Consider the following 13,738-nt stretch of genomic DNA (forward strand, 5'->3'; position numbering starts at 1 on the left):
GGAGCGCGTCCGTGAATGGGTAGATGGGTACGAAGACCGCGTGGATGCTCGGCCCGAGGCTGTTGAAGGTGGTGCGACATGTCCCTCGCGAACCAGCACCGGATGTCGGTGCTGCACATCGACCGCGACGCCGACCTGCCGTTGATGTACCTCTATCTGCCGGAACAGAACATGTTCCGGACCATGGGATACGTCCGCCTCAGGGGTGTCACCGTCCGGGACGGCATGAGCCGTGTCGGACCCGACACGGACGGCGAGCGCGACGCGTTCCTGCTGGAGGTCCTGACCGCGTTGCTGGTCCCGTCGCGCGAAGCCCGGCGCATCGTACGCACGGCCACCCACATCGCGGGCAGAGACGGACCGGTCGCGGCCGATGACCGGTCCGCGGCCGCCGGTCCGGGTCCCTTCCTCCACGCGCCGCGCGGTGTTCCGTCGCCCGCGGCAGGCCGACAGGAGATGGGCGGCACGCACCTGGTCGGACCCGGCGCCGTCGTGGGGCTGGTGTGCGGCCTGCTCGTCGGCCTGCTCCTCGCGGGCTGGAACGGCGCGGCGATCGGGGCGTTCGTCGGCATGTCGACGTTCCCCCACCTGTTCATGGGCGGATGGCAGGCCGTACACGCGCGCAGCCCCCGCAACTACGTGGAGATCCACGACACGGTGGCCCTGCTGCTCGTCGCGGCCGGTACGGTCGCGGGGGCCGTCCTCGGCCATGCACTCGGAAGCGAGGGCTTCGCCCGGGCACGCGGGGTCTTTCTCGGCATGGCGCTGGCGGCGTTCGCGCTCGGTCTGCTGGCCACGGCCTTCAGCATGGTGCCGTTCCGGCAGCGGTCGATGACCTGGCTGGGGCCACTCGTCGTGGGCGGCTTCGCCTGGGGTGCCCACTCCCTGTGGAGCAGCCCGGTGGCACTGGCACTGGGGATCGTCCTGGGGGTGCCCGTCGCGGGCGCCCTGACGCGCCGGGTCAGTGGTGTCGGCTGAGGTGCGTACGTCGGTGGAGTACGGAACGCGTTCAGGTGCCCGGCGACCGGTCCTCGATCCGTGCGCGCCCGGTGTCGGTGGGAGCGATGTCCCACGACCGGGACGCGGCGTCGTAGGAGATCTCGAAGGTGCCGTCGGCCTCCTCCAGCGTGGCCACCACGTCCCGCAGATCCCGGGCGGCCTCCACGGGCAGCCGCTTGGGCATCCTGATCACCAGCCGGCCGTCCCGTGCGGCGATCTCGAGGAGTTCGGCCTCGGCGAGGCCCTGGCCGACCTCCTCCCGCCGACCGGGGCGGAGCAGGTCGGCGATCTTGGGCCAGACCTCCTCGCCGGCCTTGCTCGCGATGGCCTGGACGAAGGGCTGCACCGCAGCGGTGATCACGACCATCGTCACCAGGTCCAGGAACCCGACGCGCTCGCCGGCACCGCGCAGATCGCATTCCCAGCAGCGCGCGGCCGTTCGCCGGTGGCCGCAGACCGGGCACCGGAACTTCGACACGTCGCCTGTCATCCTCACCTCGCACAGGTGGCCACCGGTGGGCCGTCGCGTCAGAGTGCACCGAAGGCCGTGTCACCGCAAGCCGACACCACGGACAACAAGCGGCTTGCCGAGCAAGGGGGTTGAGTGGTCGACCAGCTGATGAAACACAATCAGCTCGCGCGCCGCGCGCTCTGGCTGCTCCAACGCGCCCACCGGCGGCGCAGTGTCAGAAAGCTGAAGGCCGCGCGCCGGGCGTTCGAGAACGTCCTGGAGCTCATGTCGCCCCACCACCCCGACCGGCCGGCGTGCCTCAGCAACCTGAGCACGGCCCTGCGGCTCCAGTACGAGTGGATGTCGGACACCACCGCCCTCGATCGGCTCGTGGAGGTCAACGAGCTGATCACCCAGGACCTTTCCGAGGATCATCCGCAGCGGAACATCCACCGGCACAACCTGCGGAACATCGTGGCGGAGCTCGTGACCGGACCCCGCCGGCCCGGTCTGCTCGCCCGAGCGGTTCCCCTCGCGAGGGAGGCGGCGGCCGACCCCGCCCACCGGGCTGTGTTCCTGGAAGCCCTGATCGCCTGTCTGGACGAGCTGTTCGAGCACACCGAGGACGCGGTCGTGATGCTGGAACTCATCGCGCTGGACCGGGAACGACTGGCCTCCGTCCCCGACGACGATCCCGAAGCAGGTGCTCTCCTTGGCGACCTGGGGGCGAGCCTGCGGACGCTCGCCCTGCTGCGGGGGCAGCCGGAGGACCTCGCGGAAGCCGTCGCCGTCGGACGGCAGGCTGTCGAGAGGTGTCCGTCCGACCATGAGCATCGGGCGACCTGCCTCACCCTTCTCTGCAACTCGCTGCACGCCCTCTTCGTTCATCAGGACCGTTCGATGGAGACACTGCTCGAGTCGGTCGCCGTCGGGCGGCAGGCCGTCGCGGCGGCCCCGGCCGGGCACCCGCACCGCTCGTCCAGCCTGAACGGTCTCGGCATCGCCCTGCGCACACTGTTCGAGGAGACCCGGGATCTCGACGCGCTCCACGAGGCGGTGCGGGTCTGCCGGGAAGCCGTCGCCAAGGTCGGACCGGACGACGCCAGGCGCGCCCGGTATCTCGGCAATCTGAGCGCCGTGGACCAGGAACTGTTCAAGCGGACCGGGGACAGGCAGGCGATCCTGGAAGCCGTGGCGGCCTCCCGCGAGGCCGTGGAGCTGAGTCCGGGCGACACCCCCCAGCGGGCCAACCGGCTGAGTGACCTCGGCAACGCGCTGCACATCCTGTCCGGGGACCTGTATGTCGCGTCCCCGGACGACGGCTCCGCGCCAACCGAGGCTCCGGGAGCGGCGGACGGCGCGCCGCGGATCGGCGGCGTACCCGCCCTGCGGGAAGCGGTACGGGTCGCCAGGGCCGCGGTGGCGGCGGGTCCACGGGACGACGCGGACCGCGGCGGACGGCTGAGCAACCTCAGCGTGGCCGCCCGCACCCTCTTCGAACTCACCGGCGACACAGCTGTGTTGGAGGAGGCGGTCCAGGCCGCCCGTAACGGCGTCGCCGCGGCGACGGCGGACACGACGACCCGTGCGACGGCCCTGGTGGCCCTGGTCCGGGCGCTCGCGCGATGCCCCGCCGAGCCGGACGTCCTGCGGGAGATGCACGGGTTGTGCGCGGAACTCGCGACCGCCGCGACGACCCCGCGGAGCCGCGTCATCGCGCACCTGCACCTGGGCCGGGCGGCGATGTCGGCCGATCCGCCCGAGGCCGGGACCGCGCTGGCGGCGTACGAGAAGGCCATCGCCTGGCTGCCGGAGATCGCGCCGCGGCACCTGCTGCGCCCCGACCGCGAGTACGGGCTGGGTGAGCTGGCGGGCCTTCCGGCCGAGGCCGCGTCGGCCGCGCTGCACCTCGGCCGGCCCGAGCACGCGCTGCTGTTGCTGGAACATGCGCGCGGCCTGCTGCTGCGCGAGGGAATGGGCGGCCGCGACGACCTCGGCGAGCTGCGCCGGGCCGACCCGGAAGCAGCCGAGGAGTTCGTCCGGCTCAGGGACCTGCTCAACGCCTCCGACCAGGCCGGTGCCGACCTCTTCCACGGGAACCGCGGAAACCCCGGAAATCCCCGAAAGCCCAGGGACTCCGGGAGCGTCCCGGCGGCGGCCCGGCACAGCGGCCGGGCGCAGCGGCACCGGGAGCTCGCCGAGCGGTGGGAGAGCCTGCTGGACCGTGTCCGCGCGCTTCCCGGCCTGGGGGGCTTCCTGCTGCCGCCGACGATCGAGTCCCTGCGCCGACGCCCTGCGGGCGGCCCGGTCGTGCTGGTCAACGCCAGTCCGTTCCGGTGTGACGCGCTGATCCTCACATCCGGCTCCCCCGTCCGCGCCCTGCGGCTGGACTGCGACTACCTCGAACTCCGCGAGCGGGCCAGGGACTTCCAGCGGCTGCCGCTCGCCGCACCCCACACGTCCACCGATCCGTCCCGGCCGGACGAGGCACGGCTCCTCGTCCACCTGGCCTGGCTGTGGGACCGCATCGGCCGACCGGTCCTGGCCGAGCTCGGCCTGCTGTCCCCCTCGCCGGTCCCGGCCGGCGAGGCCCCCCGGATCTGGTGGTGCCCGATCGGGGTGGCGGCGTTCCTGCCGCTGCACGCCGCGGGCCGGCACATCGACGCGGCCCCGGACAGCGCCTCGACGGTCATGGACCATGTGGTCTCCTCGTACACCTCGACGGTGCACGCCCTCCCGCCCGACGACGCCCGCCGCGCCACCGGGGCGGGCACACCCGGCCGTGACACGCTCCTGATCGTCGAGGTGAGCGAGGCGCCCGGGGCGCCTTCGCTGCCGGGCGCCCGCTTCGAGGCCGACCGCCTGGCCGAGCTCGTGCCCGACTCGACGGTGCTCTCCGGTGCGCGGGCCACCCGGGACGCCGTACTGGGGGCGCTGCCCGGACACGGCGTCGCCCACTTCGCCTGCCACGCCGTCACCGACCCCCGGTCGCCGTCCCTCAACCGGCTGCTGCTGCACGACCACACGTCGGCTCCGCTGACGGCGATCGAGCTGTCGGCACTCAACGTTCCGCACGGCACACTGGCCTACCTGTCGGCCTGCGAGACGGCGAAGTCGAACGAGAGACTCGCCGACGAGGCCGTGCACATCGCCACGGCCTTCCAGCTCGCCGGTTACCGCCATGTCGTCGGTACACTCTGGCCGGTCGGCGACAGCGCCGCCGGACGCGTCGCGGACGACTTCTACACCGGCCTGGCCCCGTCCTCCGGGTCCGGGTCCTTCGACTCCGACCACGCGGCCAGGATCCTCCACCGCGCGGTGCACGCCCTCCGCGAGGACGTGCCGGACGAGCCGTCACGCTGGGCCGCGCACATCCATCTCGGCCCGTAGGGATCCCCGGTACGGCCGGGAGCGCCCACCGCGCCCTACCGGTTACCGGTGGCGCGGCCTCCCACGTTTGCCGCCTCGGGCACCCCCGGAGCCGCCGGAACCGCCCCGTGGCTTCTTGCCGGTCGTCTTCCCCGCCGCGGGCTTCCGCCGTGCGCCGGCCGCGTCGGGGCGCTGGCGCTGGCGCTCCGGTTGTGCCGCGGCTGTCGGGCGTCCCCGTGTGCTGTTGACCGTCCGGCCACGGACGATCCCGATGAAGTCCTCCACCAGGTCGGTGGTCGCGTCCTCGGGCCATGCCAGAGCGACGGCCGACTGGGGGGCGTCCACGAGCGGCCGGTAGGTGAGATCCCTGCGGTGGTGCAGGCGGGCCAGCGACTGAGGGACGACGAGGAGACCCACGCCCGCCGCCACGAGTTCGATGGCGTCGGCCGTCGTGGCGGGGCGCTCGACGGCGGGCCGCCCCGGAGGCTGCTCCCATCCGAGTACGTCGTCGAGCGGGTGGAACACGACGTCGTCGGCGAGGTCCTCGGCCGACACCTCGTCCACCGCCGTCGCGAGGTGGTCCTTGGGAACGACGACCACCGTCGTCTCGGTGTAGAGGGGAATCGCGCTGAAGACCGTACGGTCGACCGGCAGCCGTACGAGCGCCGCGTCGGCCCCCTCGCTCCGCAGCACGTCAGCCGCTTCCGCGGCCGGGACGGGGACGAGGGTCAGGGGAATGTCGGGCAGGCGCTCGTTCCAGATCCGCACCCACTTGGCGGGCGTTGCCCCCGGGACGTACGCGAGCCGGAACGAAGGGGAAACATCCGAACCTGTCACTCCTCCAGGCTACCGGTCGCGGGCGGAGGTCTCGCAGGCAGAGGTCCCGTACACGGCCGATAGTCTGGACACCATGAAGTCCCATCAGACCACCCAGACGATGAAGCCCGCGACCGCGGCGAAGAAGCTGGGTGTGTACCTCGAGGCCACCCCGGCCGAGTTCCAGGCCGGTGTCGTCTCACGCACCGAGTTGAACGAGCTCCAGGCCAATCCCCCCGAGTGGCTCCGTGAGCTCCGGCGGAACGGCCCCCACCCCCGCCCGGTGGTCGCGGCGAAACTGGGCGTCTCCATCTCCGGCCTCGCCCGCGGTGGAATCACGGACCCGCTCACCACCGACCAGATCGAGACGCTGCTGACGGACCGGCCCGAGTGGCTGCAGAAGGAGCGCGCCACCCAGGCCGAGGTCCGCAGGGAAACGGCACGCGTCAAGAAGAAGAACGCCGAGCTCGACGAGCAGAAGCGTGGATCGCGCGCCTGACGCCTGCCCCTGGCGACCGGAGCGTGAGCGGTGAGGCGTGCTACCGGGCCGTGGCGAAGTCCTGGGTCCAGTAGTTGCCTGGCTGGGCGAGGCCGATACCGATCTCCTTGAACGCGCAGTTCAGAATGTTGCGCTTGTGGCCGGGACTGGACATCCAGCCGGCCATGACGCTCTTGGCGGTGGTGTAGCCGTAGGCGACGTTCTCTCCGTAGGTGCTCCAGGCGTAGCCGGCACGGGTGAGCCGCTCACCGGCGGACGATCCGTCGGAGCCCGAGTGCGACATGGTCCGGTGATCGGCCATGTCCTCGCTGTGCTTCTGAGCGGCCTTGGTGAGCACCGCGTCCACGGTCACCGGGGCACACCCCGCCTTGCCGCGCTCGCTGTTGACCAGGTCCACCACCGCCTTGGTGACGGAGGTCGTAGCGGCTGAGGCGGTCGGCGCCGTGGAAGGGGAGGGCTTCGCGGAGGGGGTCTGCGTGGCGGCCTTCTTCGCGGCCTTCTTCTTCGTGGCCTTCTTTTTCGCGGCCTTTTTCGTGGAGGGGGCCTTCGTGGAGGGGGCCTTCGTGGAGGCGGTCGGAGCGCTCGAAGCCGTGGAGCGGGACTCGGACGCCGTGGGAGTCGGTTTCGGGCTCGACGTGGTTTCGTCCCACCAGTGATCGTGGGAGGCGTCTCGGTTCCAGCGATGCTGGGACTCGTCGCGCCAGTCGTACTGCCGGTCCCCGCAGGCCATGGCGACGGAGGGCACGCCAACGGCGGTCAGTGCGACGGCGGCGATGGCTATCTTCCGGTAGTGCGTCGTTCTGCGGTGCTTGCTCATGGTGACCTCGTTGAACGGATCCAGGACGCCGCAGGGCCGCCCCGCGCGCAGTCGGCTCTGCACGGGAAACCGCGCCTGAGCTGCCAGGGCGACCTGCGGTCCGGACATCTTCAGGAGTGCCGTGAGCAGGCACAACAAGCGTTCGAAACTAAGCAGGATCGTAGAACGAACGCCCCTTGCCACCTCCGGCGGACGGTGCTCTCCCATTCCGGGAGCCGCTCGTCGGAACCCTTCGCTCCGTCAGATCCCTTCCACCGACGTCTTTGCGACCGGGAAGCGTGGAGCGAGAAGCTCACACTCGCTACGACATTGAGGGAATTTCCACTTCACTGCTTGAATGTCCTGTTTGACCATCGAGCCTCGTGTACTAAGCGGTGCCGTTGACGGCGGCTGCGGGGTGACGTATGTCACTCACCGCAGGTCAAGCGGTGTTTTCCGGGGTGTAGATCAGGGGACGCCACCCAGTACAGGACCGTTCGGTCCTCAGGCCACTCGGTACCCTGCCGCCCGGCTCCTCGAAGGAGCCCCGTCTCACCAGGGGCTCCCCGCGCACCTCGGCTGCCGCGAGGACCTCCGGTTCCGCCGGCTCGGCCCGGATCTGCCCATCCACATCCCCCATGGCGGCGAGCCCGCCCACTCGGGCCGGGGGCAGCCGGAGGGCAGCCGATCACCGTGCGCCGGATCAGCGCTCGCCCGCACACTGCCCTTGTTGGGGTGGACGCATGAGTTACGTCCTCTACCTCTGACAGGGCCACAGGCTCCGCCCCTCACACCGCGGTTGAGGCGCAGGGAGCCGTGAGGCAACGCGACATCCGCACCTGGCCCCATCTCGCCCTGACGCGCTCCGTGCCACGGCAGGCTGCGCGCACCATCGGAGGATGACCCCTGGAGGATGACCCCTGTTCGAAGGGCCCTGCCACCAGGGCCCTTCGACGGGCTCGCCGGCCGCTCCGGCGCGGCCGGCGAACAGCCGGGCCTCCGCCACGCGGCACCCTGGGGCCTTGCGGTCACCGACCGCACTCTCCCGGGGTCGGCTTGTCACCGCCCTTCGGTGGGCACTACTGTCACCACGCCTTGGTGAACGGGAAATCCGGTGTGATGCCGGTGCGGCCCTCGCCACTGTGATCGGGAAGTCCGGCTCCAGCCCTCAAAAGGCAGCCACTGGGTCCTCGGACCCGGGAAGGCGGAGCACGGGCGGTGGTACCCGTCAGCCAGGAGACCGGCCAAGGCGCGTCAACCATCCACGAGGTGCTGGAGAGGGTCTGCTGAACCATGCACATAGCCGAGGGTTTTCTGCCTCCGGCGCACGCGGTCGCCTGGGGCGTCGCGTCCGCGCCGTTCGTCGTCCACGGAGTACGGTCACTCACCCGTGAGGTCAAGGAGCACCCCGAGAGCACGCTGCTGCTCGGTGCCTCCGGGGCCTTCACGTTCGTTCTGTCCGCGCTGAAGCTGCCGTCGGTGACCGGGAGCTGTTCCCACCCCACCGGTACGGGGCTGGGCGCCATCCTGTTCCGGCCGCCGATCATGGCGGTACTGGGCACCATCACCCTGCTCTTCCAGGCGCTGCTGCTCGCGCACGGCGGCCTGACCACGCTCGGCGCCAACGTCTTCTCGATGGCCGTCGTCGGACCATGGGCCGGATACGCGATCTACCGCCTGCTACGGCGGTACGGCGTGCCGCTGATGGTCGCGGTGTTCTTCGGCGCCTTCCTCGCCGACCTGTCCACCTACTGCGTGACCACCGTGCAGCTGGCGCTCGCGTTCCCCGACCCGAGCAGCGGATTCCTGGGCGCGCTCGGCAAGTTCGGCTCCATCTTCGCCGTCACCCAGATCCCGCTCGCGGTGAGCGAGGGGCTCCTGACGGTGTTCGTGATGCGGCTGCTGGTGCAGTCCAGCAAGGGTGAGCTGACCCGGCTCGGCGTCCTTGTGGCCGGCAAGCAGGCCGCGACCGGGGCCGGAACCGAGGCGGTTGCCCGATGAGCCGTAACGCGAAGATCAACGCCCTGCTGCTGCTCGTCGTGGCCGCGCTCGCCGTGCTCCCGCTGGCCCTCGGGCTCGGCGACCACAAGGAGGAGCCGTTCACGGGCGCCGACGGTGAGGCGGAGACGGCGATCACCGAGATCGAACCGGACTACGAGCCGTGGTTCTCTCCCCTGTACGAGCCGCCGTCCGGTGAGATCGAGTCGGCGCTGTTCTCCCTCCAGGCAGCCATCGGAGCGGGCGTCCTCGCCTACTACTTCGGGCTGCACCGGGGGCGCCGCCAGGGCGAGGCGCGGGCGCTCGCGCAGCGGGACGCCGAGGCCGCTGCCCAGGACGTCCCGGGTTCCGGGAGCGCCTCCGGCAAGTCCACCGCCGAACAGGACTGACCGCTCGTGCTGCCGATCGACGCGGCGGCGCACAGCAACCGCTGGCGCCATCGCCATCCCGTGGACAAGGCCGTGCTCGGGCTGGGTCTCACCGTGCTCGCGATCTCGCTGCCGCCCTGGCCGGGCGCTGCCCTGGTGCTGGTGACCGCGCTCGCCGTGCTGCTGGGCCCGGCGGGCGTACCAGGCCGCCGGCTGTGGCGCGCCTACCGGGTACCGCTCGGCTTCTGCGTGACCGGAGCGATTCCCCTGCTCGTCCAGGTCGGCGGGCCCGGCGGGTTCGTCACCCTCGCCGAGGGCGGGCCGGTCCGCGCCGGGGAACTGCTGCTGCGGACCTCGGGCGCCTCCCTCGGCGTCCTCCTGTTCGCCTTCACCACCCCCATGTCCGACCTGCTGCCCCGCCTGGTCAAGGCCGGGGTGCCCGCCCCCGTCGTCGACGTCGCCCTGGTGACGTACCGCATGAGCTTCCTGCTGCTCGACTCCGTGCGCCGCATCCGGCAGGCACAGGCCGCCCGGCTCGGGCACACCACCCGGGCCGCCACCTGGCGTTCCCTGGCCGGGCTCGGCGCCACCGCGTTCGTGCGGGCCTTCGACCGGGCCGCGCGGCTCCAGGCCGGGCTCGCCGGGCGCGGTTACGACGGCACCCTCCACGTCCTGGTGCCGGAGGCCCGCGTCTCCGTCCGGTTCACGGCCGCCGGCGCCGCGCTCCTCGTGGCCGTGGCCGCCCTCACCTTCGTACTGGAAAGGCCGCTGTCATGAGCGAGCCCGTGCTGGTCGCCCTGCGGGGCGCGTCCTTCGCGTACGAGGACGGCCCCACCGTGCTCAGCGGCCTGGACTTCGACGTGCGCGAAGGACGTGCGCTCGCCCTGCTCGGCCGCAACGGCAGCGGCAAGACCACGCTGATGCGGCTGCTCAGCGGCGGATTGCGCCCGCACGCGGGTGAGTTGACCGTCGAGGGGCTCCCCGTCGCCTACGGCCGGAAGGGGCTGACCCGGCTGCGGACGACCGTCCAGCTGGTCGTGCAGGACCCGGACGACCAGTTGTTCGCCGCGTCCGTCGCCCAGGACGTGTCGTTCGGGCCGCTCAACCTCGGACTGCCCGACGCGGAGGTGCGGGCCCGGGTGGACGAGGCGCTCGCAGCCCTGGACATCACCGCGCTCGCCGACCGGCCCACCCACCTCCTCTCCTACGGCCAGCGCAAACGGACCGCCATCGCCGGCGCCGTCGCGATGCGGCCCCGCGTCCTGATCCTCGACGAGCCGACCGCCGGGCTCGACCCCGACGGCCAGGAGCGGCTGCTCGCCACGCTCGACGGGCTGCGCGCATCCGGCACCACCGTGGTGATGGCCACGCACGACGTCGACCTGGCCCTGCGCTGGGCCGATGACGCCGCGCTGCTCACCCCCTCCGGGGCACTCACCGGCCCCGTGGCCACGATGCTGGCGCGTACGGACCTCCTCCAGCAGGCCGGGCTGCGGCTGCCGTGGGGCATCGCCGCCACCCAACTGCTCCGCGCTCACGGGCTGTTGGACGACACGGCACCCGGTCCACGAAGTCCGGACGAACTGGCCGCCCTGGCGACAGCGCACACCACTCCCCCGGTACCGGCCGATGGCTGACGAGCCGAAAGCACGGCCGGAAGTAACCGCGCTGGTTACCCTTTTGGAGTTCTTCGACTGATATCGTCCCCGGTTCACAAGTCCCCGCCGAAGGCAGGGCGAAGGGGTGCTGCGCTGTGCGAGTCCTCATGGTCGGAGCGGGTGGCGTGGGCACCGCCATCACCCGTATCGCTGCCCGTCGTTCGTTCTTCGAGCACATGGTCGTCGCCGACCACGACCGGTCTCGCGCGGAGTCCGCCGTCGCCCGCCTCGGTAAGGACGAGCGCAGGTTCACGGCGGCGCGGCTCGACGCCTCCGACGCGGCCGGCGTACGGGCCGCCCTGGCGGAGCACGGCTGCGACCTCCTGCTCAACGCCACCGATCCCCGTTTCGTCCTGCCGCTGTTCGACGCGGCGCTCAGGCACCGCGCACATTACGTGGACATGGCCATGTCGCTGTCCCGGCCGCATCCGTCCCGCCCCTACGAGGAGTGCGGGGTCAAGCTGGGAGACGCCCAGTTCGAACGGGCCGCCGAGTGGGAGGCGGCGGGCCGGCTGGCGCTGGTCGGCATGGGGGTGGAGCCGGGACTCTCGGACGTCTTCGCCCGTTACGCCGCCGACGAGCTCTTCGACGAGATCGAGGAGATCGGCATCCGGGACGGCGCAGACCTGGTCGTGGACGGCCACGGCTTCGCCCCGTCCTTCAGCATCTGGACGACCATCGAGGAGTGCCTGAACCCACCGGTCGTCTACGAGGAGGGGCGGGGCTGGTTCACCACGCCGCCCTTCAGTGAGCCGGAGGTGTTCGACTTCCCGGAGGGCATCGGACCGGTGGAGTGCGTGAACGTCGAGCACGAGGAAGTGCTGCTGATTCCCCGGTGGTTGAAGGCCGGGCGCGTCACCTTCAAGTACGGTCTCGGCGACGAGTTCATCGGTGTCCTGCGGACCCTGCACCAGCTGGGGCTCGATCGGACGGATCCGGTCACCGTGAACGGTGGGGCAGGTGAGGTCGCGGTCTCCCCACGGGACGTCGTGGCCGCCTGCCTGCCCGACCCGGCCGGCCTCGGGGACCGTATGCACGGCAGGACCTGCGCGGGCACCTGGGTCAGGGGCACCAAGGACGGCGGCCCCCGGGAGGTGTACCTGTACCACGTGGTCGACAACCAGTGGTCGATGCGGGAGTACGGCTCACAGGCCGTGGTCTGGCAGACCGCGATCAACCCAGTGGCCGCCCTGGAACTGATCGCCTCCGGAGCCTGGCACGGCAGCGGAGTGCTCGGCCCCGAGGCACTGCCGCCGCGGCCGTTCCTCGACCTGCTCACCGAGTACGGCTCGCCGTGGTCCATGCGCGAGGAGGTGCCCGCACCCGGGCGGAAGACCGGTGCCCCCGGCTGACCACGGGGCCCGCCGTTCCGGACCGACGCTTCGCTCGTGCACGAGTAACCCGGGGGCGGGCCCGCTCGGTTCGGCTTCACCCGCCGAACGCTGGAGGGGACGCCCCGGGCGGCATGTTGTACGGCGTGACCACCTGGATCGCCGAGGGCAGGGCGGGGCCTTCGTCGGGGAGGGCCTTGTGGGCGCGCATGATGGTCTGGCAGGCGCGGCGCATGTCCTGGCGCAGGTCGTGGTGAAGGACCGCGGAGAGCCGGCGCTCGCGCAGGAGCCGCGTGTTGTCGTGGTCCAGGTCGTGGGCGATGAACACCGCGCACTCCCGTCCGAGGCTGTCGAATGCGTCGAGGGTCGCGGTGTTGCCGCCGCCGGCCGAATAGACGGCCACGATGTCCTCGTCCCGTTTGAGGGCCTCCAGTACGAGGTCGCGCTGAGTGGCGTCCAGGCCGTCGCTGTCGGTGACCTCGACCAGTTGTCGTTGCGCGGGTGCGCTGCGCATCGTGCTGCGAAAGCCCATCTCGCGCTCCTCCTCACCGCGGAAGGAGCCCCGGCTGATGGTGGTGAGCACATTGCCCGGGCGGTCGCCGAGCCACTGACCCATGAGGTAGGCGGCGGTGGCGCCGGCCGCGCGGTTGTCGATGCCGACATAGGCCATGCGCGCGCTGCCGGGCAGGTCGGTCACGAGGGTGACGACAGGGATGCCTGCCGCGACCAGCCGGCCGACGGCGGCACCGACCTCCGGCAGGTCCGGGGCTTTGAGGATCACTCCCTGCGATCCCCGTTTGGCGATCTTGTCCATGGTCGCGATCTGCTCCGAGGCGGGCCCGGTCTCCCGGAAGTGGAAGCGCGAGCGCACGACGGCGGGGTGCAGGGACGGCAGTTCGGCTTCGAGCGCGTCGCGTACGGCGGTCGAGAACCGTTCCGGCGCCTGCATCACGATATCGATCATGAAGGTACGGCCCCCGATGCGCACCTGTGTCCGCTGCCGGTCCAGGTCCTTGATCGCCTGGTACACCTCCATCACCGTGCTCTCACGCACGCCGCCCCGGGCGTTGAGCACCCGGTCGACGGTGGCCTCGCTCAGTCCCGCCTGACGAGCGATCTCCCTGATCGGATAAGGGTGTCGCATGAGTGTTCCCGAAGGTGATGATGGGCTTCTGACGGACTGCTGCGGATTCCATGACGGGTGCGTTCACCACACTGGCAGAAGAGCACGGGCTGCGAAAGGACCCGGGTGTCCCCCTCGGCGACGGTGCGGCTGGGGCGCCCGTACGTCGGGACGTGCTGTCAGCAGATGGGCGTGCCGCAGCGGATGGGCCAGTGCCGCCGGTGCGGCGATGGCGTTGACCGCGACGGCCTCGGCTTGTGGGCCGGTACCGGTCAGTGCGCTCAGGGAGGGGCGGACCGTCCGGGGCGAGGTGAGGGCCGTTCGGCCCCG

The 13,738-nt window shown here is 71.5% G+C and carries 12 protein-coding genes and 1 riboswitch; of the genes, 8 read left to right on the forward strand and 4 right to left on the reverse strand.

Going from position 1 to position 13,738, the window contains the following annotated elements; translation table 11 throughout:
• The first annotated feature begins 78 nt into the window (after positions 1–78).
• Positions 79–978, forward strand: coding sequence for a hypothetical protein (locus tag FNH04_RS01420; protein WP_152779463.1), 900 nt, complete (start codon positions 79–81; stop codon positions 976–978).
• 31 nt (positions 979–1,009) lie between these two features.
• Here FNH04_RS01420 and FNH04_RS01425 read toward each other — a convergent pair whose 3' ends face one another.
• Positions 1,010–1,489 (reverse strand): hypothetical protein, encoded by a 480-nt coding sequence (locus FNH04_RS01425; protein WP_152779465.1) that lies wholly within the window; start codon positions 1,487–1,489, stop codon positions 1,010–1,012.
• Positions 1,490–1,618: 129 nt separating this feature from the next.
• Here FNH04_RS01425 and FNH04_RS01430 point away from each other — a divergent pair, with 129 nt between their 5' ends.
• Positions 1,619–4,840, forward strand: a complete 3,222-nt coding sequence (locus FNH04_RS01430; RefSeq protein WP_152779467.1) for a CHAT domain-containing protein — start codon at positions 1,619–1,621, stop codon at positions 4,838–4,840.
• A gap of 42 nt (positions 4,841–4,882) precedes the next feature.
• Here FNH04_RS01430 and FNH04_RS01435 read toward each other — a convergent pair whose 3' ends face one another.
• Positions 4,883–5,656 carry a LysR family substrate-binding domain-containing protein gene (locus FNH04_RS01435; protein ID WP_322722332.1) on the reverse strand — a complete coding sequence of 258 codons (774 nt, stop codon included), beginning with the start codon at positions 5,654–5,656 and terminating at the stop codon, positions 4,883–4,885.
• Positions 5,657–5,729: 73 nt separating this feature from the next.
• Here FNH04_RS01435 and FNH04_RS01440 point away from each other — a divergent pair, with 73 nt between their 5' ends.
• Complete coding sequence (locus FNH04_RS01440; protein ID WP_152779469.1) at positions 5,730–6,134, forward strand: DUF5997 family protein; 405 nt, start codon at positions 5,730–5,732, stop codon at positions 6,132–6,134.
• A 40-nt stretch (positions 6,135–6,174) separates the two neighbouring features.
• Here FNH04_RS01440 and FNH04_RS01445 read toward each other — a convergent pair whose 3' ends face one another.
• Positions 6,175–6,951 carry a CAP domain-containing protein gene (locus FNH04_RS01445; RefSeq protein ID WP_152779559.1) on the reverse strand — a complete coding sequence of 259 codons (777 nt, stop codon included), beginning with the start codon at positions 6,949–6,951 and terminating at the stop codon, positions 6,175–6,177.
• A 1,058-nt stretch (positions 6,952–8,009) separates the two neighbouring features.
• Positions 8,010–8,193, forward strand: a riboswitch (cobalamin riboswitch).
• 30 nt (positions 8,194–8,223) lie between these two features.
• Between FNH04_RS01445 and FNH04_RS01450 the strand changes: the two genes are divergently transcribed.
• The 5 genes from FNH04_RS01450 (at position 8,224) to FNH04_RS01470 (ending at position 12,306) form a co-directional block, all read left to right on the forward strand.
• A complete protein-coding gene (locus FNH04_RS01450) occupies positions 8,224–8,931 on the forward strand; it encodes an energy-coupling factor ABC transporter permease (RefSeq protein WP_152779471.1) in 708 nt (235 codons plus the stop codon).
• Complete coding sequence (locus FNH04_RS01455; RefSeq protein ID WP_152779473.1) at positions 8,928–9,317, forward strand: energy-coupling factor ABC transporter substrate-binding protein; 390 nt, start codon at positions 8,928–8,930, stop codon at positions 9,315–9,317. Before FNH04_RS01450 ends, FNH04_RS01455 begins: the two co-directional genes overlap by 4 nt.
• A gap of 6 nt (positions 9,318–9,323) precedes the next feature.
• Positions 9,324–10,073, forward strand: coding sequence for a cobalt ECF transporter T component CbiQ (gene cbiQ / locus FNH04_RS01460; protein ID WP_322722339.1), 750 nt, complete (start codon positions 9,324–9,326; stop codon positions 10,071–10,073).
• Positions 10,070–10,933 (forward strand): energy-coupling factor ABC transporter ATP-binding protein, encoded by an 864-nt coding sequence (locus FNH04_RS01465; protein WP_152779475.1) that lies wholly within the window; start codon positions 10,070–10,072, stop codon positions 10,931–10,933. The genes cbiQ and FNH04_RS01465 overlap by 4 nt, the downstream gene beginning before the upstream one ends.
• Before the next feature lie 116 nt (positions 10,934–11,049).
• On the forward strand, positions 11,050–12,306 hold the full coding sequence (locus tag FNH04_RS01470; RefSeq protein WP_322722342.1) for a saccharopine dehydrogenase family protein: 1,257 nt from the start codon (positions 11,050–11,052) through the stop codon (positions 12,304–12,306).
• Positions 12,307–12,382: 76 nt separating this feature from the next.
• Here FNH04_RS01470 and FNH04_RS01475 read toward each other — a convergent pair whose 3' ends face one another.
• The gene (locus FNH04_RS01475) at positions 12,383–13,429 is read right to left on the reverse strand and encodes a LacI family DNA-binding transcriptional regulator (RefSeq protein WP_152779477.1); all 1,047 of its coding nucleotides are present in this window, start codon (positions 13,427–13,429) and stop codon (positions 12,383–12,385) included.
• Positions 13,430–13,738 lie beyond the last annotated feature (309 nt).

Origin of the sequence: Streptomyces phyllanthi, assembly GCF_009377205.1 — a bacterium.
Lineage (GTDB): Bacteria > Actinomycetota > Actinomycetes > Streptomycetales > Streptomycetaceae > Streptomyces > Streptomyces phyllanthi.